General features: G+C 67.8%; 21 protein-coding genes. 13 read left to right on the top strand and 8 right to left on the bottom strand.

What is annotated here, in order from left to right; all coding sequences use genetic code 11:
- Positions 1-3 precede the first annotated feature (3 nt).
- The 7 genes from FB600_RS04205 to nagE all read left to right on the top strand — a co-directional run bounded on the left by FB600_RS04205 (position 4) and on the right by nagE (position 12,017).
- Positions 4-3,246, top strand: a complete 3,243-nt coding sequence (locus FB600_RS04205; RefSeq protein ID WP_145756290.1) for an error-prone DNA polymerase — start codon at positions 4-6, stop codon at positions 3,244-3,246.
- Positions 3,247-3,395: 149 nt separating this feature from the next.
- Positions 3,396-4,031 carry a YbhB/YbcL family Raf kinase inhibitor-like protein gene (locus FB600_RS04200; protein WP_046579742.1) on the top strand — a complete coding sequence of 212 codons (636 nt, stop codon included), beginning with the start codon at positions 3,396-3,398 and terminating at the stop codon, positions 4,029-4,031.
- A 2-nt stretch (positions 4,032-4,033) separates the two neighbouring features.
- A complete protein-coding gene (locus FB600_RS04195; protein ID WP_186047129.1) occupies positions 4,034-4,948 on the top strand; it encodes a helix-turn-helix transcriptional regulator in 915 nt (304 codons plus the stop codon).
- A gap of 509 nt (positions 4,949-5,457) precedes the next feature.
- On the top strand, positions 5,458-6,561 hold the full coding sequence (nagA, locus tag FB600_RS04190; protein ID WP_013699439.1) for an N-acetylglucosamine-6-phosphate deacetylase: 1,104 nt from the start codon (positions 5,458-5,460) through the stop codon (positions 6,559-6,561).
- Positions 6,554-7,561: an SIS domain-containing protein gene (locus tag FB600_RS04185; RefSeq protein WP_036036238.1), complete on the top strand. Its 1,008-nt coding sequence runs from the start codon at positions 6,554-6,556 to the stop codon at positions 7,559-7,561. The genes nagA and FB600_RS04185 overlap by 8 nt, the downstream gene beginning before the upstream one ends.
- A 16-nt stretch (positions 7,562-7,577) precedes the next feature.
- Positions 7,578-10,160, top strand: coding sequence for a phosphoenolpyruvate--protein phosphotransferase (gene ptsP, locus FB600_RS04180; protein ID WP_145756289.1), 2,583 nt, complete (start codon positions 7,578-7,580; stop codon positions 10,158-10,160).
- 87 nt (positions 10,161-10,247) lie between these two features.
- Positions 10,248-12,017, top strand: coding sequence for an N-acetylglucosamine-specific PTS transporter subunit IIBC (nagE, locus tag FB600_RS04175; RefSeq protein WP_096750167.1), 1,770 nt, complete (start codon positions 10,248-10,250; stop codon positions 12,015-12,017).
- Positions 12,018-12,136: 119 nt separating this feature from the next.
- On the opposite strand, the gene cydX is transcribed toward nagE, so the two are convergent.
- The 5 genes from cydX to rpoH form a co-directional block, all read right to left on the bottom strand.
- Positions 12,137-12,256, bottom strand: a complete 120-nt coding sequence (gene cydX / locus FB600_RS04170) for a cytochrome bd-I oxidase subunit CydX (RefSeq protein ID WP_013699435.1) — start codon at positions 12,254-12,256, stop codon at positions 12,137-12,139.
- 66 nt (positions 12,257-12,322) lie between these two features.
- On the bottom strand, positions 12,323-13,459 hold the full coding sequence (cydB, locus tag FB600_RS04165; protein ID WP_096750168.1) for a cytochrome d ubiquinol oxidase subunit II: 1,137 nt from the start codon (positions 13,457-13,459) through the stop codon (positions 12,323-12,325).
- A 37-nt stretch (positions 13,460-13,496) separates the two neighbouring features.
- The gene (locus FB600_RS04160; RefSeq protein WP_036049121.1) at positions 13,497-15,068 is read right to left on the bottom strand and encodes a cytochrome ubiquinol oxidase subunit I; all 1,572 of its coding nucleotides are present in this window, start codon (positions 15,066-15,068) and stop codon (positions 13,497-13,499) included.
- Positions 15,058-15,327: a cytochrome oxidase putative small subunit CydP gene (cydP, locus tag FB600_RS04155; protein ID WP_013699432.1), complete on the bottom strand. Its 270-nt coding sequence runs from the start codon at positions 15,325-15,327 to the stop codon at positions 15,058-15,060. The genes FB600_RS04160 and cydP overlap by 11 nt, the downstream gene beginning before the upstream one ends.
- A gap of 386 nt (positions 15,328-15,713) precedes the next feature.
- Positions 15,714-16,649, bottom strand: a complete 936-nt coding sequence (gene rpoH, locus FB600_RS04150; RefSeq protein WP_013699431.1) for an RNA polymerase sigma factor RpoH — start codon at positions 16,647-16,649, stop codon at positions 15,714-15,716.
- Positions 16,650-17,025: 376 nt separating this feature from the next.
- On the opposite strand from rpoH, the gene FB600_RS04145 reads away from it, so the two are divergent.
- Together FB600_RS04145 and FB600_RS04140 are read left to right on the top strand one after the other, a co-directional pair.
- Entirely contained in the window at positions 17,026-17,595 is a 570-nt protein-coding gene (locus FB600_RS04145; RefSeq protein WP_096750170.1) for an acyloxyacyl hydrolase, read from the top strand.
- Positions 17,596-17,634: 39 nt separating this feature from the next.
- Complete coding sequence (locus FB600_RS04140) at positions 17,635-18,021, top strand: nuclear transport factor 2 family protein (RefSeq protein WP_013699429.1); 387 nt, start codon at positions 17,635-17,637, stop codon at positions 18,019-18,021.
- 182 nt (positions 18,022-18,203) lie between these two features.
- Here FB600_RS04140 and leuA read toward each other — a convergent pair whose 3' ends face one another.
- Entirely contained in the window at positions 18,204-19,856 is a 1,653-nt protein-coding gene (gene leuA / locus FB600_RS04135; protein WP_096750171.1) for a 2-isopropylmalate synthase, read from the bottom strand.
- A gap of 499 nt (positions 19,857-20,355) precedes the next feature.
- Complete coding sequence (gene ybiB, locus FB600_RS04125; protein ID WP_098181561.1) at positions 20,356-21,336, bottom strand: DNA-binding protein YbiB; 981 nt, start codon at positions 21,334-21,336, stop codon at positions 20,356-20,358.
- A 213-nt stretch (positions 21,337-21,549) separates the two neighbouring features.
- On the opposite strand from ybiB, the gene maiA reads away from it, so the two are divergent.
- On the top strand, positions 21,550-22,194 hold the full coding sequence (maiA, locus tag FB600_RS04120; RefSeq protein WP_145756288.1) for a maleylacetoacetate isomerase: 645 nt from the start codon (positions 21,550-21,552) through the stop codon (positions 22,192-22,194).
- A gap of 72 nt (positions 22,195-22,266) precedes the next feature.
- Here maiA and ftsY read toward each other — a convergent pair whose 3' ends face one another.
- Positions 22,267-23,451, bottom strand: a complete 1,185-nt coding sequence (gene ftsY, locus FB600_RS04115) for a signal recognition particle-docking protein FtsY (protein ID WP_096750174.1) — start codon at positions 23,449-23,451, stop codon at positions 22,267-22,269.
- A gap of 189 nt (positions 23,452-23,640) precedes the next feature.
- Here ftsY and rsmD point away from each other — a divergent pair, with 189 nt between their 5' ends.
- The 3 genes from rsmD to FB600_RS04100 all read left to right on the top strand — a co-directional run bounded on the left by rsmD (position 23,641) and on the right by FB600_RS04100 (position 25,206).
- On the top strand, positions 23,641-24,255 hold the full coding sequence (gene rsmD / locus FB600_RS04110) for a 16S rRNA (guanine(966)-N(2))-methyltransferase RsmD (protein ID WP_096750175.1): 615 nt from the start codon (positions 23,641-23,643) through the stop codon (positions 24,253-24,255).
- A gap of 111 nt (positions 24,256-24,366) precedes the next feature.
- On the top strand, positions 24,367-24,867 hold the full coding sequence (coaD, locus tag FB600_RS04105) for a pantetheine-phosphate adenylyltransferase (RefSeq protein WP_013699423.1): 501 nt from the start codon (positions 24,367-24,369) through the stop codon (positions 24,865-24,867).
- 66 nt (positions 24,868-24,933) lie between these two features.
- A complete protein-coding gene (locus FB600_RS04100; protein WP_096750714.1) occupies positions 24,934-25,206 on the top strand; it encodes a YfhL family 4Fe-4S dicluster ferredoxin in 273 nt (90 codons plus the stop codon).
- The last annotated feature ends 81 nt before the right edge of the window (positions 25,207-25,287 follow it).

The raw sequence follows: 25,287 nt of genomic DNA, 5'->3' as shown, positions 1-25,287 counted from the left end.
GCGATGGGGAGTCCGAATGCCTTGCCCGCTTATGCGGAGCTGTTCTGCCGATCGAACTTCTCGTTCCTGCACGGCGCCTCGGCGGCCGAGGAACTGGTCGAGCGCGCGCAGGCGCTTGGCTATCGCGGCATCGCGATCACCGACGAGTGCTCGCTGGCAGGCGCGCCGCGCATGCACGTGGCCGCGAAGGCGAATGCCGAAGCCTTGCTCAAGCAATGGGAGGAGGCGGGCAGCGATCCGGCAAGCAAGCCCGAGCCGCTGCGCCTGGTGATCGGCTCGTATTTCGAGGTGACGGCCGATGTGGTGGCGCCGGGCGGCGATCCGGGCCCTGGCGCCTTCGGGCTGGTGCTGCTCGCGCGCAATCGCGAGGGTTACGGCAACCTCTCCGAGCTGATCTCGTGGCGGCGCATGGCGTCGAAGAAGGGCACTTACACGCTGACGCCGCGCATGCTGGCTGCCCCGCCTTCCGAGTTCGCGCATCTGCGCGGCGTGCCCGATTGCTTCGCGATCCTCGTGCCGAGTTATCCCGTGCGTGCCGACGTGCTCGATGCGCAGGTGGCGTGGTTCAAGCACGTCTTCGGCGAGCAGGCGCGGCTCGGACTCGTGCAGTTGGGGCGAGCGCTCGATGGCGTCTATCGCGAGACGATCGAGGCCGCGAGTGTGCAGCGCGCGATGCCGTTGGTCGCGCTCGGTGACGTGACCATGCATGCGCGTTCCTGCAAGCCCTTGCAGGACATCATGACGGCGATTCGCGTCGGGCAGCCGGTCGGTGAATGCGGTTATGCGCTGGCGTCGAATGCCGAGCAGCATCTGCGCAGGCTGGGGCGGATCGGGCGGTTGTTTCCGGCGGAGGCGCTTGCGGAGAGTTGTCGGGTGCTTGGTGAATGCCGTTTCGATATGAGCAAGCTGAAGTATGAATATCCGCTCGAGATCGTCCCCGATGGCATGACGCCGACCCAATATCTGGCGCAGGAAACCTGGAAAGGAGCGCAGGAACGCTTCGCGAAGCGTATTCCCAAATCGGTAAGGAGACAAATCAAGTACGAACTCGGTCTGATTGCCGAGATGGAGTACGAACCGTTTTTTCTCACCGTTTACGACATCGTCAAGTTCGCCCGCAGCAAGGAGATTCTTTGCCAAGGCCGCGGATCGGCCGCGAACTCGGTGGTCTGCTACTGCCTGCGCGTGACTGCGGCGGATCCCGGTCGTACCACCATGCTTTTCGAACGCTTCATCAGTCGCGAGCGTGGCGAGCCGCCCGATATCGACGTCGATTTCGAACATGAGCGACGTGAAGAAGTCATTCAGTATATCTACGAGAAATACACCGAGGATCGCGCGGCGCTCGCGGCGGCTGTCTCCACCTACCGCCCGCGCGGCGCATTGCGTGAAACCGGCAAGGCGCTCGGTGTCGATCTGATGCTGGTCGAGCGTGTCGCCAAGGAGCATCGGTGGTTCGACGGCCGCGCGGATTTGCTTGCGCGTTTCGCCTCGGTCGGACTCGATCCCGAGGTGCCGATCATCCAGGCCTGGGCCGAGATGGCTTCGAGGTTGCTCGGCTTTCCGCGTCACCTTTCCCAGCATTCGGGCGGCTTCGTGATCAGCCGTGACAAGCTCACGCGGCTGGTGCCGATCGAGAACGCGGCGATGGAAGGGCGGCGCGTGATCCAGTGGGACAAGGACGATCTCGAGGCACTCGGGCTGATGAAGGTCGACGTGCTCGCCCTCGGCATGTTGACGGCCTTGCGACGTGCGTTCGATTTCGTCGGTGAGTGGCGTGGCAAGCGGATAGGGATCGACGACATTCACGAGGGCGACAAGGCAACCTACGACATGATCTCGAATGCCGATACGGTTGGTGTATTCCAGATCGAGTCGCGCGCGCAGATGTCGATGTTGCCGCGGCTGCGGCCGCGAAAATATTACGATCTCGTGATCGAGGTCGCGATCGTGCGACCGGGACCCATCCAGGGCGGCGCCGTGCATCCATACCTGAAGCGGCGCCAAAATAAGGAGGATGTGAGTTACCTGAAGGACGATCTGAAACCCGCGCTCGAACGCACGCTCGGCGTCCCGATCTTCCAGGAACAGGTGATGCAGATCGCCATCATCGCGGCCGGCTTCACCCCGGGCGAGGCCGACGAACTGCGGCGCGCGATGGCAGCCTGGAAACGCAAGGGCAATCTGGAGAAGTATCGCGAGAAGATCGTCAAGGGCATGGCGGAGCGTCATTACCCGTCCGAGTTCGCCAGCCAGATCTTCGAGCAGATCAAGGGCTTCGGCGAATACGGTTTCCCGGAAAGCCACGCGGCGAGCTTCGCGATCCTGGTCTACGCCAGCAGTTGGCTCAAGTGCCACGAGCCGGCGATCTTCCTCGCCTCGCTGCTGAACAGCCAGCCGATGGGTTTCTATCCGCCCGCGCAACTGGTGCAGGACGCCAAGCGACACGGCGTGACGGTGCGCCCGATCGACGTGACGGCGAGCAACTGGGATGCCTCGCTCGAACCGCTGCCCGACGAGCCGCCGCCCGAAGGCCGCCCGGCGGTACGTCTCGGCATGTCGCTGGTTGCCGGACTGGGCCGCGAAGCCGCGCTGCGAATCGAGGCAGCACGCCAGCAGGGCCCTTTCGCGAGCGTCGACGATCTCGCGCGCCGCGCGCGGCTCGAACGGCGCGACCTGGAGGCACTGGCGGCCGCGAACGCCTTCGCCACGCTGGCCGGCAACCGACGCGACGCCTTGTGGCAGGCGGTGGCTGCCGCGCCCTCGCGCGACCTGCTGGCGATGGCGCCGATCGACGAGCCGGTGCGGCCCGAACTCGGCGCGCCGTCCGAGGCCGACGACATCGTCGCCGACTATCGCACCATCGGCCTGACGCTGAACCGCCACCCGGTCGCGCTGCTGCGCGAGCAACTGCGTGCGCGGCGGCTGGCTTCCGCGCAGGAGCTGGCGCAGCATCGCAATCGCCGGCTGGCCCGCGCCTGCGGAATCGTGACGGCGCGGCAGATGCCGAGCACCGCGAAGGGCACGCTCTTCGTCACGCTCGAGGACGAGACCGGCAGCGTCAACATCATCGTTCGGCGCGAACTGCTCGAACGGCAGCGTCGTGAAATCCTCGATTCGCGGCTGCTGGCCGTCTACGGCGTCTGGCAATCCGAGAACGAGGTCCAGCACCTGATCGCGCAATACCTGGAGGACCTGACGCCGCTGCTGGGCAGCCTGCGCACCTCGAGCCGCGAGTTTCATTGAACGCGATGCGCTCCAGACAATCAAAAAGATCCGAATTGGCGCATCCGTGATCGTATTTGCGATCATCGATGCGCCCGAGCTTCCTACAATACGTGGTCATGCATGCGGCTTTGCCGCTGCCCCGATCACCCACCTGGACGGACTCTTCCATGCAGCTCAGCAGCCAGAATTTCCAAGACGGCCAGCCGATCCCCGGCGAATTCGCCTTCGCCGTGCCCGACGCGGCCAGCCATGTCGCGTTGTCGGCCAACCGCAATCCGCAGCTCGCCTGGCGCGACGTGCCCGCGGGCACGCAATCCTTCGTGCTGGTCTGCCACGATCCCGACGTGCCGAGCCGCGGCGACGACGTGAACCAGGAAGGGCGCGTGGTGCCGGCCTCGCTGCCGCGTGTCGATTTCTTCCACTGGCTGCTGCTCGACATCCCGGCCGGCACCACCGAGATCGCGGCCGGCGCGCAGTCCGACGGCGTCACGCCGCGCGGCAAGCCGGGCCCGCAGGCGCCGGCCGGCCTGCGCCACGGCATCAACGACTACACCGGCTGGTTCGCCGGCGACGAGCAGATGAAGGGTGACTACTACGGCTACGACGGCCCCTGCCCGCCGTGGAACGACGAGATCGTCCATCACTACGTGTTCACCGTGTATGCGCTGGGCGCGCCCAGGCTCGAGGTGGACGGCCCGCTCACGGGCGCGAACGTGCGCGCCGCGCTGGCCAAGGCGCCGGTGCTCGGGCAGGCGAGCCTGACGGGCCTCTACAGCCTGAATCCCGCCGTGACGATCGGCTGAGGATGGATACGCGGGATCCGGGTTCGGCCGCGACGCCGCCGGCGCGTATCGCGGCCGGCGGCGGGGAAAACGGCGCCGCTCGTCCCGTCGAGGCGGACCCGGCCGCCTGGCGCTCGCCTTCGGGCGAGCCGCTGTTCCGGCGCGCGCTCTGCGCACTGGGCCAGCCTTGCCTGAGTCAGCCCCAGGCCACCTCGCATTTCGTGTTCCATGACGCGACCCTGTTGCTGATCGCCGCGGGCCGGCTCGACATCGACGACGGCCTCGCGCCGCTTTCGGTCGATGCGCCGGATTCGCTGGTGCTGGTCGACCCGGGCAGTCGCGCCGACCTGCTGAAGACACCGGGCGGTGCCGAGCGGCGTTTTCGCTCGGTCTTCCTGGGCTTGTCGGGCGCCTTGCTCGACGATCTGGAGCGCGCCGCACCGAGTCCGCGCGCGCCGGCACCGAACGCGCCATGGCGCTGCGTGCCGCTCGATACGGATCTCGCCGCCACGCTACGCCATGTGCTCGACAGCATCGCCGCTCCCGCGATCAGCGACGAGCGCCTGCGCCTCCGCCTGCTGGACCTGCTGCTGGCGCTCGCCGAGCGCGGCCAGCGCTTCGCCCGCCTCGACGCCGGCAGCACGGCCGCGCGCTTGCGCGCGTTGATCGCCGAGGCGCCGGCACATCACTGGACCGCGCAGACGGCCGGCAGGGCGCTGGCGATGAGCGCCGCCACCTTGCGGCGGCGCCTGGTGGCCGAGCAGGCGGCCTTCGAGGACCTGCTGATCGAGGTGCGCATGCACCACGCGATGATGCTGGTGCAGACCACGGCCTGGGGCATCGCGCATATCGCCGAGGCTTGCGGCTACCGATCTCGCGCCCGTTTCACGGAGCGCTTCCAGGCGCGTTTCGGTTGCCTGCCCTCGACGGTCAGATAAACCCTCCTGTCTCCCCCCATCGATAGATACCAGTTCGTCGAACTGGTCCTATGCAGGTATGGTTCGCTTGCCGAACACGCCGCTTTTATCTCCTCCCGCGAGTCACTGCTATTCGCCCTACGGGTAAATCCCGAGTCGCCAAAGCCCGATAAACAAAGCCAATTTCGCACTAAAACGCTTGCCGGGCACGGCTTTTCAAGATGGCTCGGCGGCTCGCCCATCAAAATTGACTGGTATTAGTTTGGTTATATAATCACCTCGCTTCGGACGGGTGGGCCCGTCGCGGCGAACCGGTCCGCGACGCACATGGCAGTGGCAGGACGATCCGTCGGCCGCCATCGCCCGTCCGGACGGCGGGCACGCGCATCGCTAGGCGCCAGGCGGGGAACCCGCCGCCGATCGTGCTGTCCCGTCCATCAGCCGCCCGCATCGAGGCTCGATGCCAAGTCCATCGAGGCCCGCCGGCCGGCTTCCTCTCGCAACCGCAATACCGGAGTCAAGTGAACGCGATGCTGACCGGAAATCTACTGACACCCGAGGGCTGGCGCCACGGCACGATCGAATTCGGCAATGGCCGGATCACGTCGCTGAGCGGCCGGCCGGTCGATCCCTCGCGCAACGACGACCCCTACATCGTGCCGGGCTTCATCGACCTGCACGTGCATGGCGGCGGCGGCGCCGACGTGATGGAGGGCGGCGACGCGATCGAGACGATCGGCCGGACCCATGCGCGCTACGGCACCACCAGCCTGCTGGCGACCACCATGACCGCGCCGCGCGACGAGCTGATGAACGTGGTCTCGCAACTGGGCGAGCGCGCGCGCCACCGCACGCCGGGCTGCGCCCGCGTGCTCGGGGTGCACCTGGAAGGTCCCTACATCAATCCCGGCAAGCTCGGCGCGCAGCCCGACGCGGCGGTTTCCGCCGCGCTCGACGAGGTGCTGCGCTACCTGTCGATCGCGCCGATCCGGGTGGTCACGCTGGCGCCCGAGATCGCCGGCCATATCGAGATCATCTCGGAGATGGCCGCGCGCGGCGTGCGCGTGCAGCTCGGCCATTCGCTGGCCACCTACGAGGACGGCGTGGCCGCGCTCAAGCACGGCGCCTGTGGCTTCACCCACCTGTTCAACGCGATGTCGCCGCTGCACCACCGCAATCCGGGCCTGGTCGGCGCGGCGCTCGCGCATGCCGAATACGCGGAAATCATCCCCGACCTGCTGCACGTGCATCCCGGCGCGATCCGCGCCGCGCTGCGCTCGATCCCGCGCCTGTACGTGGTGACCGACAGCACCTCGGCCACCGGCATGCCCGACGGCGAATACCGGCTCGGCAGCCAGCACGTCACCAAGTGCCTGGGCGGCGTGCGCCTGGCCGACGGCACGCTGGCCGGCAGCACCCTGACCATGGACCAGGCGTTCCGCAACCTGGTCTCGATCGGCCTGCCGATCGCCGACGTCTCGAACCGCATGTCGCGCTACGCGGCCGACTACCTCGGCATCGAGGACCGCGGTCGCCTGGCGCGCGGCGCCTGGGCCGACGTCGCGGTGTTCGACCGCGACCTGAACCTGACCGCGACCTATGTCGAAGGAGAATCGATTGTCGAATATGCTTGAAGAGGCGCGCCAGGCGTCGCAGGTAGTGGCCGCCCAGCTGGCCGATCTGTCGCGTGTCGAGGCGCTCGCCGAGCGCCTGCTGGCCACCCCGCCGCAAGTCGCGCTGACGGTCGCGCGCGGCAGCTCGGACCACGCGGCCAGCTATTTCGCCAGCCTCACCATGAGCCGGCTCGGCGTGCCGGTGGCCTCGCTGCCGATGTCGGTCGCGACCCTGCAGCAGGCGCCGCTGCGCGTGCGCGACCAGCTCGCGATCGCCTTCTCGCAGTCGGGCAAGAGCCCCGACCTGGTCAACACCATGGCCGCGCTGCGCGAGGCCGGCGCGCTGACGGTGGCTGCCGTCAACGTGCTGCCCTCGCCGCTGGGCGACGCCTGCGAACACGCGCTGCCGATCAGCGCGGGCCCCGAGCTGTCGGTGGCCGCCACCAAGAGCTATATCGCCATGCTGTCGCTGTCGGCGCAGATCGTTGCGCTCTGGCAGCGTGACGCGGCGCTGATGACGGGCCTGCGCGCCCTGCCCGAAACGCTCGCCAAGGCCGGCACGCTCGACTGGACCCGCGCCATCGACGAGCTGCGCGAGGTCGAGCGCATGATCGTGATCGGTCGCGGGCTGGGCCTGGCGATCGCCCAGGAAGCCGCGCTCAAGCTCAAGGAAACCTCGGGCATCCAGGCCGAGGCCTTCTCGAGTGCCGAGGTGCGCCACGGCCCGATGGAGCTGATCGACCGCGACTACCCGCTGCTGGTGTTCGCGCCGCCCGGGCCCGAACAGGCCGGCCTGCTGCAGCTCGCTGCCGACATGCGCGCGCGCGGCGCGCGGGTGCTGCTGGCCGCGCCGGAAGGCACGCCCGAGGCGACCCTGCCGCTGGAACGCGCGGCCCACACGGCGCTCGATCCGATCGCCGCGATCCTGTCCTTCTACGTGATGGCCGCGCACCTGGCGGTGGCGCGAGGGCGCGATCCGGATGCGCCGCGTCACCTGAACAAAGTCACCGAAACTCACTGATCCCGCGAGATTGACGATGAGACGTGCCGAGGAGTCCCAGTTGAAGAAGCCATCCCCTGACCAGTTCGTGCTGCTCGCGCCGCTGACGGGGCCCGTCGTGCCGCTCGCCGACGTGCCGGACCCGGTGTTCTCCGGCGGCATGTTCGGCGACGGGATCGGTATCGATCCGCTCGAGGGCCGTCTCGTCGCGCCTTGCGAGGGCATCGTCACGCACCTGGCGCGCACCGGCCACGCGGTCACCATCACCACCGCCGAGGGCGCCGAGGTGCTGCTGCATATCGGTATCGACACGGTCGAGCTGAGCGGCCGCGGCTTCACGCCGAGGGTCGATGCGGGCGCGCGGGTGGCCCCCGGCGACGTGCTGGTCGAATTCGATCCGGATCTGGTCGCGCAGGCCGCGCCGAGCCTGGTTTCGGTGATCGCCATCGCGAATTCGGAAGCCTTCGAGATCGTCGAGCGCGCCGGCCGCGGCGTGGTGCGTGCCGGCCAGACGCCGCTGCTGACGCTGCGCGCGAGCTCCACGGAAGTGGCCGCCGCCGCGCGCGACGTGGCCGACGCGATGCAAGCGCGTCGCCAGATCACGCTGCCCCACGCGGGCGGGCTGCATGCGCGGCCGGCCGCGCGCGCCCGGGAAGCGGCGCGTGGGCTCGACGCCAAGGTGCACATCCATTTCGGCGAGCGCAAGGCCGCGATCGAGAGCGTGGTCGGCCTGCTCGCGCTGGGCGCGGGCGAAGGCGCCGTGATCGAGCTGGTGGGCGTTGGCCCGCAGGCTGCCGAGGCAGTCGACGCGATCGCCGAGGAACTGCTGCGCGCCGCGCACGGCGAGGTGGAAGAGCGCCCGACGCGGCAGGCCTTCCCGGCGCCGGCGAGCGCGCCGCGCAATCCGGGCCAGCCGCTCGCGCCGAATACGCTGGCCGGCGTATGCGCCGCGCCCGGCATCGCGGTCGGCCAACTGGTGCGCTGGGACCAGGCCGAAATCGTCCCGCCCGAGCTGGCGACCGGCACGCCGGCGGCCGAGAGCCGCCTGCTCGACCAGGCGCTCGGCGCGGTCGATGCCGAACTCGATCACACCGTGCGCAGCGCCTCGCAGCGCGGCGCGGTGGGCGAGGCCGGGATCTTCGCCGTGCATCGCGTGCTGCTGGAGGACCCGGCGCTGATCGACGCGGCGCGCGACCTGATCAGCCTCGGCAAGAGCGCCGGTTTCGCCTGGCGCGAAACCATCCGCGCGCAGATCGCCGTGCTCGGCAAGCTCGACGATCCGCTGCTGGCCGAGCGCGCCTCGGACTTGCGCGACATCGAGAAGCGCGTGCTGCGCGCGCTGGGCCTGAGCGCCGGCGCCGTGCACGAGCTGCCCGACGAGGCCGTGCTCGCGGCCGAGGAATTCACGCCGTCGGACCTTTCCTCGCTGGACCGCCAGCGCGTCACCGCGCTGGTGATGGCGCGCGGCGGCGCGACCTCGCATGCCTCGATCATCGCGCGCCAGCTCGGCATTCCGGCGCTGGTGGCGGTGGGCGACGCGCTGTTCGCGATCCCCGACGGCACCCAGGTGGTGGTCGATGCGACCGGCGGCCGGATCGAACATGCGCCCACCGCGCTCGACGTCGAGCGCGCGCGCCTGGAGCGCCAGCGCCTGGCCGGCGTGCGCGAGGCCAATCGCCGCCTGTCGGGCGAGGCGGCCAGCACCACCGACGCGCGCCATATCGAGGTGGCCGCCAATATCGCCACGCTCGACGACGCGAAGACCGCCGTGGAAAACGGCGCCGACGCGGTCGGCCTGCTGCGCACCGAGCTGATGTTCATCCATCGCCAGGCCGCGCCGACCACCGACGAGCATCGCGACAGCTATCAATCGATCGTCGACGCGCTGCAGGGCCGTACCGCGATCATCCGCACGCTCGACGTGGGCGCTGACAAGGAAGTCGACTACCTGAGCCTGCCGCCCGAGCCGAACCCGGCGCTGGGCCTGCGCGGGATCCGCCTGGCCCAGGTGCGCCCGGACCTGCTCGACGACCAGCTGCAGGGCCTGCTGGCGGTCAAGCCGTTCGGCGCGGTACGCATCCTGCTGCCGATGGTGACCGATGCCGGCGAACTGGTGCGGATCCGCGAGCGCATCGACGGTTTCGCCCGAGCGCTGGGCCGCACCGAGCCGATCGAAGTCGGCGTGATGATCGAGGTGCCGTCGGCGGCGCTGCTGGCCGACCAGCTCGCCCAGCATGCCGACTTCCTCTCGATCGGCACCAACGACCTGACCCAGTACACGCTCGCCATGGACCGCTGCCAGGCCGATCTGGCGGCGCTCGCCGACGGCCTGCATCCGGCCGTGCTGCGCCTGGTCGATGCGACCGTGCGCGGCGCCGAGAAGCACGGCAAATGGGTCGGCGTATGCGGCGCGCTGGGCGGCGATCCGGCGGCGGTGCCGGTGCTGGTCGGGCTCGGCGTCACCGAGCTGTCGGTCGACCCGGTCTCGGTGCCGGGCATCAAGGCGCGCGTGCGCGGCCTCGATTACGCGCTGTGCCGCCAGCGCGCCCAGGATCTGTTGTCGCTCGATTCCGCCCAGGCGGTTCGCGCGGCCAGTCGCGAAATCTGGCCGCAGGATTGAGCGCGGCGGCAGCCGGATTCGCGTCGTAGTTCCTCCCCGCAACACATGCACATCAACAACGAAAGACGAGACGATTTGGAGATCTGAATGGACGGGAATCCGTTTCTGAAAATACAGAGCCTGGGCCGGGCGCTGATGCTGCCGATCGCGGTGTTGCCGGTCGCCGGCATCCTGCTGCGCCTGGGACAGTCCGATGTACTCAACATCAAGATGATCGCCGACGCCGGCGGCGCGGTGTTCGACAACCTGCCGCTGCTGTTCGCGATCGGCGTGGCGGTCGGCTTCGCCAGGGACAACAACGGCGTGGCGGCGCTCGCGGGCGCGATCGGCTATCTGATCGAAACCGCGATCATGAAGGACATCGACCCGAAGCTGAACATGGGCGTGTTGTCCGGGATCATCGCCGGCATCGTGGCGGGGATGCTCTACAACCGCTACAAGGACATCAAGCTGCCGGACTACCTGGCCTTCTTCGGCGGCAAGCGCTTCGTGCCGATCGTCACAGGCCTGGTGTGCGTGATCTTGGGGATCGTGTTCGGCTACATCTGGGGGCCGATCCAGGGCGTGATTGACGCGGCCGGCCACTGGCTGACCACGGCCGGCGCGATCGGTGCCTTCGTCTACGGCTTCCTGAACCGGCTGCTGCTGGTCACCGGCCTGCACCACATCATCAACTCGCTGGCCTGGTTCGTGTTCGGCAGCTTCACGCCGCCGGGCGGCGGCGCGGCGGTGACGGGCGACCTGCACCGCTTCTTCGCCGGCGACCCGACCGCGGGCGGCTTCATGGCGGGCTTCTTCCCGATCATGATGTTCGGCCTGCCGGCCGCGTGCCTGGCGATGTTCCACGAGGCACCGAAGGAGCGCCGCGCGGTGGTGGGGGGGCTGCTGTTCTCGATGGCGCTGACCTCGTTCCTGACGGGCGTGACCGAGCCGATCGAATTCAGCTTCATGTTCCTCGCGCCGGTGCTCTACGTGATCCACGCGGTGCTGACGGGGCTGTCGCTGGCGATCTGCCAGTTGCTCGGCGTGAAGCTCGGCTTCACCTTCTCGGCCGGCGCGATCGACTACGTGCTGAACTACGGGCTGTCGACGAAGGGCTGGATCGCGATTCCGCTGGGTCTGGCCTACGCGGTTGCCTACTACGGCCTGTTCCGCTTCTTCATCCGCAAGTTCAACATGGCCACGCCGGGCCGCGAGCCGGCCACGACCGAGGATGCGGCGACGAGCGGCGCGGCTGGCGGCCTGGCGCCGGCCGGCGCGGCGGCACTTGCCGGCAATGCGGCACCGCGCGCGATCCGCTATATCGCGGCGCTCGGCGGCGCGGCCAACCTGTCGGTGGTCGATGCCTGCACCACGCGCCTGCGTCTGTCGGTGGTCGATCCCGAGAAGGTTTCGGAAGCGAACCTGAAGGCGATCGGCGCGCGCGGCGTGCTCAAGCGCGGCGGCAGCAGCGTGCAGGTGATCATCGGGCCGGAAGCGGACCTGATCGCCGATGAGATCCGCTCGGCGATCGGCAGCGGCGCAGCAGCGGGCGCGGTCAGCGCGCCGGCGGCAGCGGCGGCGGTGCCGGCCGGCGAGGCGGGCCCGCTCGATCCGGATCCGATGCGCTGGCTGGCCGTGTTCGGCGGCGCGACCAACGTGCTGTCGCTCGACGCGGTGGCGACCACGCGGCTGCGCGTGGTGGTGCGCGATCCGTCGGCCGTCGATCGCGATCGCCTGGCGAGCCTCGACGTGGCCTGGGTCTCGACCGACACCTTCCACATCGTCTGCGGCTCGGCGGCATCGCGTTACGCGCAGCAACTGTCGACGCGTCTGCCGTCGACCGGCACCGGCGGCGCGGCGGCCCAGCCGGCCTGATCCGGGCCAGGGAAACCCGGTCGGGCAGCGTACCGCCCGACCAGCGGTTTCCAGTGGCGCATCAAGAACAAAAGGCACCCTCGGGTGCCTTTTGTCGTTTCTGCCAGGGAGCGGAAAGCTCAGTGCTGGCCTTTCTGCTTCTGCGCGTCGAGCGCTTCCTGCGACTCGAGCCACATCGCATTGATGACGCCGAAGGACAGCGCCACGCCGATGCCGAGGATCCAGGTGAAGTACCACATAGTCAGTCTCCGGAAGAGAGCGGGTCGGTTGCTGCAAGCCGGGCCACGAGGGGCCCGACGCATGGGTCAGTAAAGCGAATGGCTGTTGTCCTCGAGCACCTTCGGCGTGATCTTGCCGCGCAGCACGCGATAGACCCAGCTCGTGTAGATCAGGATCAGCGGCAGGAACACGATCACGGCCACCAGCATCACCTCGAGCGTCATGTGGCTGGAGGTGGAATCCCAGACCGTCAGGCTGCTGCGCGGGTCGAGCGAGGACGGCATGATGAACGGGAACATCGAGAAACCGGCCGTCAGGATCACACCGATGATCAGCAGGCTGGTGGACAGGAAGGCGCTCTTCTCGAAGCGAGAGCAGGCCAGCAGCGCGGCCAGCAGGCCGCCGACGAAGGCGATGGCCGGCGCGATCGTCATCCAGGGATAGCTGTGGTAATTGCTCAGCCACAGCGCATGGCCGGCCGCGACCTGCTTGAGCAGCGGATTGGCGACGGTATCGAACGGCGCGGCCTGGGTGATCTGGTAGCCGCCGATCGAGGTGCAGATCAGGGCACCGGCCAGCGCGAACAACACGATCGCGACGATCGCGCTGACGCGCAGCGCGCGGGCCGCGCGGCGGGCGATCACGCCTTCGGTCTTCATGCGGATGAAGGCGGCGCCGTGCGCGACCAGCATGCTCAGCGAGACCAGCCCGCAGAGCAGCGCGAACGGGTTCAGCAGCGCCCAGAAGCTGCCCGTGTAGGTAACGCGCAGATCGCTGTCGAAGGCGAAGGGCACGCCCTGCAGCAGGTTGCCGAAGGCCACGCCGAAGACCAGGGCCGGTACGAAGCCGCCGATGAACAGCCCCCAGTCCCAGCCGGCACGCCAGCGCGGATCGCTGCGCTTGCTGCGGTAGTCGAAGCCGACCGGCCGGAAGAACAGCGCGAACAGTACCAGCAGCATCGCGAAGTAGAAGCCCGAGAACGAGGCGGCGTAGACCAGCGGCCAGGCCGCGAACATCGCGCCGCCGGCCGTGATGAGCCAGACCTGGTTGCCTTCCCAGGTGGCGCCGACCGTATTGACGATGATGCGGCGCTCGTCGTCGGTCTTGCCGAGGAAGGGCAGCAGGGCGGTGGCACCCATGTCGAAGCCGTCGGTGAGGGCGAAGCCGATCAGCAGCGTGCCGACCAGCACCCACCAGATCACCTTCAGAGTTGCGTAGTCCATGACGATTCCTTGTGCGGTTTCGGTGAGCCGGGCGCGATCAGGCCGCCGGGGCTGCCTGCTGTTCGTGGTGGTAGCGGCCGGTATGCAGCGAGGACGGGCCGAGGCGCGCGTACTTGAACATCAGCGTGATCTCGATCACGAATAGCGCCGTATAGAACAGGATGAAGCCGGCGAGGCTCAGGTAGAGATCGGTGGGCGTGAGGCTGGAGGCCGACAGGTGGGTAGGCAGGATGCCGGCGATAGTCCAGGGCTGGCGGCCCACCTCGGCCACCACCCAGCCGAACTCGGCGGCCAGCCAAGGCAGCGGGATCGCCCACACGGCCCAGCGCAGGAACCAGCGGCGCTTGGGCAGCAGCAGTTCGCGGCGCGCGCAGAACCAGAAGGCGAGCACGAAGGTGGCGAGGAACATGAAGCCGAGCAGCACCATCAGTCGGAACGAGAAGAACACCGGCGCCACCGGCGGGATGGTTTTTTTCGCGGCTTGCTCGATTTGCTGCGGCGTGGCGTCGGTGACGTTCGCGGTGAACTGCTTGAGCATCAGCCCGTAGCCGAGATAGGTCTTGTGCGCGTCGAAGCTGGCCTGGGTGGCCGCGCTGGTATCGCCGGCCTTGAGCTTCTCGAGTGCCGCGTAGGCGATCATGCCGCTGCGGATGTGGTCCTCGCTGCGCTTGATCAGCTCGTTGAGGCCGACCACGGGCTCGTCGATCGAGCGGGTGGCGATCAGGCCCAGCGCATAGGGAATGCGGATCGCGTAGTCGGTGCGCTGCTCGGCCTGGTTCGGGATCCCGAAAATCGTGAAGGCGGCCGGCGCTGGCGTGGTTTCCCATTCCGATTCGATCGCGGCCAGCTTGACCTGCTGCACTTCGCCGGTGGTGTAGCCCGATTCGTCGCCGAGCACGATCACGCACAGCGTCGAGGCCAGGCCGAAGCCGGCCGCCACCGCGAACGAGCGCAGCGCGAAGGCGGTGTCGCGGCGGCGCAGCAGGTACCAGGAGGAGATGCCCAGCACGAACATCGAGGCCGTCACGTAGCCGGCCGACACGGTATGCACGAACTTGACCTGCGCGACCGGGTTGAACAGCACGTCGAACAGGCTCGACAGTTCCATGCGCATGGTCTGGTAGTTGAACTCGGCGCCCACCGGGTTGTTCATCCAGCCGTTGGCCACCAGGATCCAGAGCGCCGAGAGATTCGAGCCGAGCGCCACCAGGAAGGTGACGATCAGGTGCTTGACGCGCGAGAGCTTGTTCCAGCCGAAGAAGAACAGGCCGACGAAGGTCGATTCGAGGAAGAAGGCCATCAGCCCTTCCACCGCGAGGGGCACGCCGAAGATGTCGCCGACGTAGTGCGAATAGTAGGACCAGTTGGTGCCGAACTGGAATTCGAGCGTGATGCCGGTGGTCACGCCCATCGCGAAGTTGATGCCGAACAGCTTGCCCCAGAACTGGGTCATGTCCTTGTAGACCTGCTTGCCCGTCATCACGTAGACGGTTTCCATGATCACGAGCAGCCAGGACAGGCCGAGCGTGAGCGGGACGAACAGGAAGTGGTAGAGCGCGGTGATGCCGAACTGCAGACGCGACAGGTCGACGACTTCGCTACTGATCATGGTGGGCTCCCTTGGAGGAATCGGGGGCCGTCGGCCCGAGCAGGCGGGCGGCGACGACGGCGGGCGGCAACTGCATGTGCTCGGCCTGCGGGTGATTGAAGAACGCGTACTTGAGGGCCATCAGCAGCACCAGCTTGACGGCCAGCACGACCGACAGGTCGCGCACCAGGGTGGGCCCCCGGGCCCAGGCGATGACGCGTGCACGCAGCGTGGGCCTGGCGTCCTGCGAGGCGGATTTGCGGGTGAGGATCAGTGGCATGATCTGGTGGACGGCGCCCTGAAGTCGTTGGTTTTGAGACGATCGTGGCGCTGGCCGGCGCCGTGGGGAGAACACCAAAATTCTAAAATTGTGCGGTGCGATATTTGCGAATTCATCTGCGGCGGACGGTCGCGAAATGGCCTGCCGCATTTGATGTGTCGCAAGTCTTGATCGAATCGTGTCCGGCTTTGAGAAGCGGTAGGGTCGATTGCCGAATATCCCAATTTATAGGTCGAAATCCGGTCCTTGTCAGGTAGATGGCATTTCGCGCCGGAGCGATCAGGATTGCTGATCGAAAGCGAGGCGCAAAAGGAAAAGGCCCGCTGTCGTGAGACAGCGGGCCTTGGGGGCTGCGTGGAGGGCCGGCGATCAGCCGGCCGCTCGCGTCATGCGTAGGCGGCGAGTGCGGCGCGCATCTTCTTCATCGCGCTGGCCTCGATCTGGCGGATCCGCTCGGCCGATACACCGAATTCGGCGGCCAGGTCGTGCAGCGTCGAGCCGCCCGAGCCATCATCCTCGACATTGAGCCAGCGTGCCTCGATGATGCGGCGGCTGCGCGCGTCGAGCGACTCCAGCGCTTCCGAGATGCCGTCCGTCTGCAGGCGGTCGCGCTGGCGCGAGGCGATCACGGCGGTCGGCTCGTTGTGCGAGTCGGCCAGGTAGGCGATCGGCGCGAAGGATTCCTCGCCGTCGTCGACCTGCCCCTCGAGTGCGATATCGCCGCCGGACAGTCGCGTCTCCATCTCGGCGACATCCTCGCGCTTGACGTTCAGCTCCTGGGCGAGGCCGTCGATTTCCTCCGGCGTCATCGCCTGCATGCCTTTCTTGTGGCTGCGCAGGTTGAAGAACAGCTTGCGCTGCGCCTTGGTGGTCGCGACCTTCACCATGCGCCAGTTGCGCAGGATGTATTCGTGGATCTCGGCCTTGATCCAGTGGATCGCATACGAGACCAGGCGCACGTTCTGGTTCGGGTCGAAGCGCTTGACGGCCTTCATCAGGCCGATATTGCCTTCCTGGATCAGGTCGCCGTGCGGCAGCCCGTAGCCGAGGTAGTTGCGCGCGATCGACACCACCAGGCGAAGGTGCGACAGCACCAGCCGGCGGGCCGATTCGAGATTGTTCTGGTCGCGAAATTCGGTCGCGTACTGGCGCTCTTCCTCGAGCGTCAGCATCGGGATCCGGTTCACCGACTGGATATAGGCGTCGATATTGCCCAACTGGCCGGGCAGCATCGATTGGGACGCGAGCGCCAGCGAGCCTGCCGACGAGGCCTTCGCAGGCACCGGGCCAAGCGTATTCGGAAGGGTCAGAGCGTTGCTCACTTAGTAAACTCCTTTGGAATCAGGGACAAGCCCCGTTACAAGGCGATTCCACCGAGCTATCTTAGCACTCTCGCCAAGTGAGTGCTAAAGACTTAGAGGGGGCAGGGCCATTCGAGTTCCCGCAGCTCTATCGAAGTTGTCATGTCGATAGATACTACTCGTTTCTACCTAGGCGCAGCGGATCGTGGTCAATTCAATTTGACGTTTTTTCAATCACTTTCCGGCACAGGATTTCGATTCTTGTCGATTGCGAAGCAAACCATTTCGCGAGACGATGCCGATCAGAAATGTCCTTTACCATAAGATGCTGTTCGATTTGAGCCGGACGCGAGACCCGCGCCGGCGCTCCATTCAACCCCGGAATCTGGAGTGAAGGATGCAGAACAAGAAAAATCTCAGGGCGGGACGGTGGCTGGCCGGCACGGTGCTGGCCGCCACCCTGGCGGGCGGCTCGAACGCCGCGTTCGCCGACCGCTGGGGGGTACAGCTCGCGGGCGGCATCGCCGACCACGACATGAAGAAGGTCGATCTCGGCGTGGTCTGGGATCCGGGCTGGTCCTGGTGGCAGATGGGCGACTGGCATTTCACCTTCGTGATGGAAGGCCACGCCTCGTACTGGCATTACGGCGGCGATCATGCCGTCAATGCCAACATCGGCGAATTCGGGGTCACGCCGGTGTTCCGCTTCATCAAGCGTAGCGGCGCGATCCGGCCGTTCTTCGAGGCCGGCGTGGGCCTGCGCCTGCTGACCCACCCGACCATCGCGACCAACTACACGATGTCGACGGCGTTCCAGTTCGCCGACATGGTCGGCGTCGGCGCGCAGTTCGGCGGCCACCAGCAGTACCAGGCCGGCTTTCGCTTCCAGCACGAGTCGAACGCCAGTATCAAAGATCCGAATCCTGGTATAAATTTCAGCCAAATCTACGTGCAGTACAACTTCTGAACGGCACGCGCCCGGCGCGCGGAGTCTGGGAGTGCGGCGATGATGGCGAAAGTGATCGAGGCGATCCGTGCACTGGAGCGCGACCGGTTCCGCGCGATGGTCGATGGCGATGGCGAGGCGCTCGACGCCTTGCTCTCGGAACACGTCTACTACGTGCATACCAATGGCAAGCGCGAGTCGAAACAGCAGTTCATCGACGCGATCACCGCCGGCCGGCGCCGTTATCGTCAGATCGAAGTGCAGTCGCAGGACGTGATGCCGGTCGGCGGCGAGGCGTTTGTCGTCACCGGCCGCGTGATCGTCGAGCTCGAGGCGAACAACGGCGGCATCGTCTTCCCGATCGCCTATACCGCGCTACAGGCCCAGGAAAGCGGGCAGTGGCGCTTGCTGGCCTGGCATGCCACGCGCTGCGCGACCGAAGCCTGAAGCCCCGCGGTGGCGGGACGCTGGTGAATGCGGTTGGCATTCATCGGCATTCGAAGCGGCCTGCTGGGCCGCTTTTTCATTGCGCGGCGCCGAGGATCGCTCGACGTCGCGCCGGTCGCGCAAGGCGTGCCGGCCGGGTTGTCGGGGCCGGCCGGGCCATGGTTGATGAGGCTTGATCGGGTTCAGGCCGCCGCGCGGCGATCCGAGCAATGCCAGTCCGAGCGGTTGATCGAGCTGGCGAGCGCATCGATGGCGGCCACCACGGCCTCCTCGTGCGCGCCGACGCCGTAACGCATCGGCGCGTCGCCCATCCTGGCGCCGACGAATACGGCCACGCGGCCGTCGACGGTGCGGGCCGACTCGACCGAGACGATCTCGATCGTGGTGCCTGCCGCGTTCGCGAATGCCGCGGCGGCATGCGCGACCACCGCTTCCTCGCCGGCGTCGCCGGGAATCGCGGCACCCGCGGCAATCTCGTGGCGCTGCCAGCTCATGGTGCCGCCGTTGCGCGCGGCCGGCCCGGTGGTCTCGAAATACTCGCGACGGAACAGCGAGCAGATCGCGTCGCCCGTCACCTCCTCGCCCGAGCGATCGGCCACCGTCTGCACCGCGTGGCTGAACTCGATCTGCACGCGGCGCGGCGGCGTGAAGCCCATGCCGCGCTCGAGCAGATAGGTCGCCCCGCCCTTGCCCGACTGGCTGTTGACGCGGATCACGGCGTCGTAGCTGCGGCCGAGGTCGGCCGGGTCGATCGGCAGGTAGGGCACTTCCCAGATCGCGTCGGGACGCTGCTGGGCGAGGCCCTTGCGGATCGCATCCTGGTGCGAGCCCGAGAAGGCCGTGAACACCAGGTCGCCCGCATAGGGATGGCGCGGGTGCACCGGCAACTGGTTGCAGCGCTCGACCACGCGGCGCACCGCGTCGATGTCGGAGAAGTCGAGGCCCGGGTCGATGCCCTGTGTGTAGAGGTTCAGCGCGAGCGTGACGAGATCGACATTGCCGGTGCGCTCGCCGTTGCCGAACAGGCAGCCTTCGATGCGATCGGCGCCGGCCAGCAGGGCGAGCTCGGCGGCGGCCACGGCGGTGCCGCGGTCGTTGTGCGGATGCACCGACAGGACGATGCTGTCTCGGTAGCCGAGGTTGCGGTCCATCCATTCGATCTGATCGGCGAACACGTTCGGCGTGGCGGCCTCGACGGTGGCCGGCAGGTTCACGATCATCTTGTGGTCGCGCGTCGGGCGCCAGGTCTGGGCGACCGCGTCGCACACCTCGCGGGCGAAGGCCAGCTCGGTCATGCTGAAGGTTTCGGGCGAGTACTGGTAGGTCCAGTGCGTGCCGGGGCGCGCCTGCGCCTGCTCCTTGATCATGCGCGTGCCGTCCACCGCGAGCGCCTTGACCTGGTCCTTCGAGAGCCCGAACACGATCTTGCGGAACGACGGGCTGATCGCGTTGTAGAGATGGACGATCGCGCGCGAGGCGCCGTCGAGCGCTTCGAAGGTGCGGGCGATCAGATCCTCGCGCGACTGCACCAGCACCTCGATGGTCACGTCGTCGGGAATCCGCTTCTCGTCGATCAGCTTGCGCACGAAGTCGAAGTCGGTCTGCGAGGCCGAGGGAAAACCGACTTCGATTTCCTTGAAACCGATCGCGACCAGCATCTCGAAGAACTCGAGCTTCTGCTCGATGCTCATCGGTTCGATCAACGACTGGTTGCCGTCGCGCAGATCGGTGCTCATCCAGATCGGCGCCTGCTCGATGCTGCGGGTCGGCCACTTGCGGCCGGTGAGTCGGACGGGTTCGAAGGGGCGGTACTTGTCGGCGGGGTTGCGCTTCATCTTGGCCTCGAGGCGATTCAGTCGCGAGCGAAGATGGGCGGCAACGGATCAGGTGGCGCTGCCTGCGCACGGCCGCGCGAGTTCGCGTGACGATGCGGCGGATCTTCGCGGTCGCCCGACGGATGGACGGACGACGGCTGACGACTACGGGTTTTAAAAAACGACGAGAAGGAACTGCGAGAACTGCTCAGGGGGGACCGTGCGGGGTGCACGGCGCGACGACAGCTTTACGCTAGTCGTAGCGATAGCGACCGCGCTAGGCGGCCGGAGGTAATTCGGAGGGGGTTCGGAAAGGAACGCATGGCGACAACTTTATGCGATGTCGTTTCGCGTTGTCAATCGGTCGAGTGGCGGCAGCCTGTCGCGATTCGGACAGGTCTTGCCGCGGATCGGACGAGAAGAGTTAGGACGATGCGATCGAGACCCGAATAGGTGGTCCGGCAGGCGATGCCTGGGGAGGCACCGGCTGCCGGCGCCCGAGTTTCGACGGCAGCCCGGCTCAGGCCTCGATGCGCGCCACGCGCAGGATCGTCTCGACCTGCCGCGCCAGCGCCTCGGGCACGGCCACCTCGCCGGTCAGCGCCGCGCGCGTCCAGGCGGCCGTGGTGGCCGCGTCCTTCGATTCGGGCAGCTCCACCGGCGGCGCGTCGGGCGAGGAGCGCTCCGGCGCGACCAGCGTCTCGCAGAGCCCGTCGTGCAGCCAGTCGACCTGCACCTGCCGGCGCGTGTCGGCCACGGCTTCGCCCTCGGTGCCGCGCGCGAGCAGCGCGCCGCCCGCGGCCGCCTCGGGATGTTCGCGGAACAACTGAGCGAGGCTGTCGCGGTAGGGCGGATGCGTGTAGTTGACGAGCCGCAGCCCGAGCGGCGCGAACGGCTGCAGCAGCTTGACCAGCGTATGCGTGGAGTTGCGCACGCCGAGCACGCGGCGCAGCGCGAGCAGTCGCGCGAGCTTCGGCGCCAGCGCCTCGAGCGGCATGAAGGCGACCCGGCGCGCGGCCAGGTCGCGCTCGGCATCGGCATGCGAGGCCGCAGCCGGCATCGCCAGTTCGGCGAAGATCTCGGCGCTGGTCACGCGACCCGGATCGACGCTGACGCCATGCACCAGCACCGGCACGCCCTCGCGAGCCAGCAGCAGGGCCAGCAGCGGTACCAGGTTGGGCTGCTTGCGCGCGCCGTTGTAGCTCGGGATCGACACCGGCCGATAGGCGCCGCGCTCGCTCGCGAGCGGCGCGAACGAGGCTTGTGCCGCCGCTAGCATCGCGGCCAGCTCCTCGGCCGTCTCGCCCTTGAGCCGGTAGGCGATCAGCACCGCGCCCAGCTCGACGTCCGAGACGCGGCCGTCGAGCATGGCCTGGTAGAGCGCGAAGGTGTCCTCGGGCGACAGCGCGCGGGCGCCATGCGGGCCGCGGCCGATCTCCTTGATGAAGCGGGCGCAGGCAAACGGTTCGAGCGGGGCGGAGTGGGGGCGGACGTCGGTCATCGAGGCGTGGGGGCTTGGGGCTCGGGCCTCGCCTTGACGCGCCGTCGCCCGGATCTGCGGGAAGCCCACTGAGTACCGCATTTGCCGGATTCTGGCAAGCACGCGGCCCGGTTGCGCCATGGTCGAAGGCGGGCTCCAGGCCTAGGCGCCGTGACGGAAACCGGCACAATGACGCATCCATTCCCGCGTCGATTCCATGAGGGACCGCAACCGATGAAGCTCTACGGCTATTTCCGCAGCTCCGCCTCGTTTCGCGTGCGCATCGCGCTGCACCTGAAGGGGCTGCCCTTCGACTACCAGGCCGTGCACATGCTGCGTGGCGGCGGCGAGCAGTTGCGCGACGACTACCGCGCGCTCAATCCCGACGCGCTGGTGCCGACCCTCGTCGATGGCGCCGTTACCTTGCAGCAGTCGCTGGCGATCCTCGAGTATCTCGACGAGACCGTGCCCGAGCCGCCGCTGCTGCCGCGTTCGCCGGCCGATCGCGCGCATGTGCGGGCGATCGCGCTGCAGATCGCCTGCGAGATCCATCCGCTCGACAACCTGCGCGTGCTGCGCTACCTGAAGCGCACGCTCGGCGTGGCCGAGGAGCCCAAGAACGCCTGGTACCGGCACTGGATCGAGCAGGGTTTCGCGACGCTGGAGGCCAAGCTCGCCGCGGATCCACGCACCGGCAAGCTCTGCTACGGCGATACGCCCACGCAGGCCGACCTGTGCCTGATCCCGCAGATCTACAACGCGCAGCGTTTCGAGCTCGACCTGGCGCCCTATCCGACGCTGGCGCGCATCCACGCGCATGCGATGACGCTCGATGCATTTCGCGCGGCGGCGCCTGAGGCGCAGCCGGATGCGGAATAACGAAGCGAGGGTGGCGACGAAAAGGAAAAAGGACGCCGAGGCGTCCTTTCCTGTTTCCTGACGAGGCCGGGCTCAGCCCAGCAGCGCGTCGGTGAACTCCTCGGCATTGAAGGGCTGCAGGTCCTCCACCTTCTCGCCGACGCCGATGAAGTAGACCGGTACCGGCCGCTGCCGCGCGATCGCGGCGAGGATGCCGCCCTTCGCGGTGCCGTCGAGCTTGGTGACGATCAGGCCGGTGAGGCCCAGCGCGTCGTCGAAGGCCTTTACCTGGGCGAGCGCGTTCTGACCGGTGTTGGCGTCGATCACCAGCAGCACCTCGTGCGGCGCGTCGGCCTGTGCCTTGCCGATCACGCGCTTGACCTTGCGCAGCTCCTCCATCAGGTGCAGCTGGGTGGGCAGGCGGCCCGCCGTATCGGCCATCACCACGTTGATCTTGCGCGCGCGCGCCGCGCCCACCGCGTCGAAGATCACCGCGGCCGGATCGCCGCTTTCCTGCTGCACCACCGTCACGTTGTTGCGCTCGCCCCAGATCGCGAGCTGCTCGCGCGCGGCGGCGCGGAAGGTGTCCCCGGCGGCCAGCAGCACCGACTGGTCGAAGCTCTGCAGATGCTTGGCCAGCTTGCCGATGCTGGTGGTCTTGCCGGCGCCGTTGACGCCCGCGATCATCATCACCAGCGGCTGCGCGCGACCCAGCATCAGTGACTTCTCGAGCGGCGCGAGCAGCGCGATCAGCAGGCCGCGCAGGGCCGCCTTGACCTGCTGCGGATCGGTCAGCCGCTCGGCCTTGACCTTCTCGCGCAGCGCGCCGAGCAGGTACTCGGTGGCGTCGACGCCGGCGTCGGACATCAGCAGCGCGGTCTCGAGCTCCTCGTAGAGATCCTCGTCGATCTTGGTGCTGACGAACACGCTGGTCAGGCTGGAACTGGTCTTCGACAGGCCCGAGCGCAGGCGCGCGATCCAGGATTTCTTGGCGGCCGGCTCCGGCGCGGGCGGCGGCACGATCTCGACGGCCGTGACGGCCTGCGCTTCGTCTTCGTCCGCGGTGGCGGCGGGGAGAGCAGGGGCGACTTGCGCGGGCGCGGCCGGCTCGACCGGAACCGCCGGGGCCGGGGCAGGCGCGGCGACCCGCTCGACGGGCCGGGCCGCTTCGGCCGCGGGGGCCTCGGCGTCGTCCTGCCGGTCCGTCGGCGCGTCCGGGTCGTCGGTCGGCGCGCCGTCGGCCTTCGAGCCGATCAATCGTTTGAAGAAGCTGAACATGGTCTGCTGGCTTGGGGGAAGAGGGGCGGGAACGCAGCGGCTCGGCCGGCGACCCAAAACACGTGATTTTATCAGGCGCATCATGCCGCGCGTCGTGTCGAGCGCGGCGAGGCCCGTCGCCGGCTGTGGTAACGTGCGCCTGTTCCGGGCCCCGAGCCCGTCCCGATCACCTGTTCCAGTCGATTTCGTATGCCCCGTTCGCCCTCCGCCCGCCCGTCCGCCAGCGCCGCCCGCGGCAAGCCGCACTCGGTGCGCATCATCGGCGGCGCGTGGAAACGCACGCCGCTGCCGGTACTCGACCTCGACGGCCTGCGTCCTACGCCCGATCGCGTGCGCGAGACGCTGTTCAACTGGCTCGGCCAGGATCTCGACGGCCGGCGCTGCCTCGACCTGTTCGCCGGCACCGGCGCGCTCGGTTTCGAGGCTGCCTCGCGCGGCGCGGCCAGCGTGGTGATGGTGGAGCGCAATGCGCGCGCTGCCGGGCAATTGCGCGCGATTCGCGAGAAGCTGTCGGCGCGCAACGTGGAAGTGGCCGAGGCCGACGCGCTGCGGCTCGCGGCGGGCCTGGCGCCGGCTTCGTTCGAGGTGGTGTTCCTCGATCCGCCCTTCGGCGATGCGGAACTGTTCGCGCGCGCCCTGACGCTCGCGGCTCGACTGGTCGCGCCGGGCGGCGACCTGTACGTGGAATCGGGCGAGCCGCTCGATCCCGCCGGGCACGAGGCGCTGGCCGGCTGGGTGGTGACGCGCGAGGGCAAGGCCGGCGCGGTCCACTATCATTTGCTGCAACGCGAAAATGATGAATAATGCGCGTTTCCAACGAGGCGCCGCGCGTGATCCGCGACGTGCGCCCATCACGGCGGCGGCGCGCGAACCGTATTGCTGCTGCCCCAATTGCAAGTTCACAGGAGGAGCGACATGGTAGTCGCCGTGTACCCGGGTACGTTCGATCCGCTGACGCGCGGGCACGAGGATCTCGTGCGACGCGCCTCGAGCATTTTTGATACGCTGGTCGTCGGCGTGGCCGACAGCCGGGCGAAAAAGCCGTTCTTCTCGCTCGAGGAGCGCCTGAAGATCGCGAACGAGGTGCTCGGCCATTATCCGAACGTGAAAGTGATGGGCTTCACCGGCTTGCTGAAGGACTTCGTGCGCGCCAACAACGCGCGCGTGATCGTCAGGGGGCTGCGCGCCGTCTCCGATTTCGAGTACGAGTTCCAGATGGCCGGCATGAACCGCTATCTGTTGCCCGACGTCGAGACCATGTTCATGACGCCGTCCGACCAGTACCAGTTCATCTCGGGCACCATCGTGCGCGAGATCGCCCAGCTGGGCGGCGATGTCAGCAAGTTCGTATTCCCCTCGGTCGAGAAGTGGCTGACCGAGAAGGTGGCCGCGATGGGCCAGCAGCCGGCCGCGTGAGGCGCGAGGCTTCGCCGCCGGCCCAGCAGCATGTGCCGGCGCGAGGCCGGCGGAAGTGAGACCAGCATGGCTTTGATGATTACCGACGAGTGCATCAATTGCGACGTGTGCGAGCCCGAGTGCCCGAACGGCGCGATTTCGATGGGTCCGGACATTTACGTGATCGATCCGAACAAGTGCACCGAATGTGTCGGCCACTTCGACGAACCGCAGTGCCAGCAGGTCTGCCCCGTCGAATGCATTCCGCGCGATCCGCAGCACGCGGAGACGCAGGACCAGTTGATGGCGAAGTACCACCTGCTGATCGCCTCGGGCGACGAAGGCGGCACCTCGTCTTGAGCCGGCGCCGGCGCACGTCAGGCTCGCTCGACGATTGGCGCGAGCCGACATGAAACAGGCCGATGGGCGTTTGCCCATCGG

The sequence above is a fragment of the Burkholderia sp. SJZ089 genome (genome assembly GCF_007828315.1).
Lineage (GTDB): Bacteria > Pseudomonadota > Gammaproteobacteria > Burkholderiales > Burkholderiaceae > Burkholderia > Burkholderia gladioli.
The sequence above is the reverse complement of the archived record's forward strand: the minus strand, read 5'-3'. Positions and strand labels throughout refer to the sequence as shown.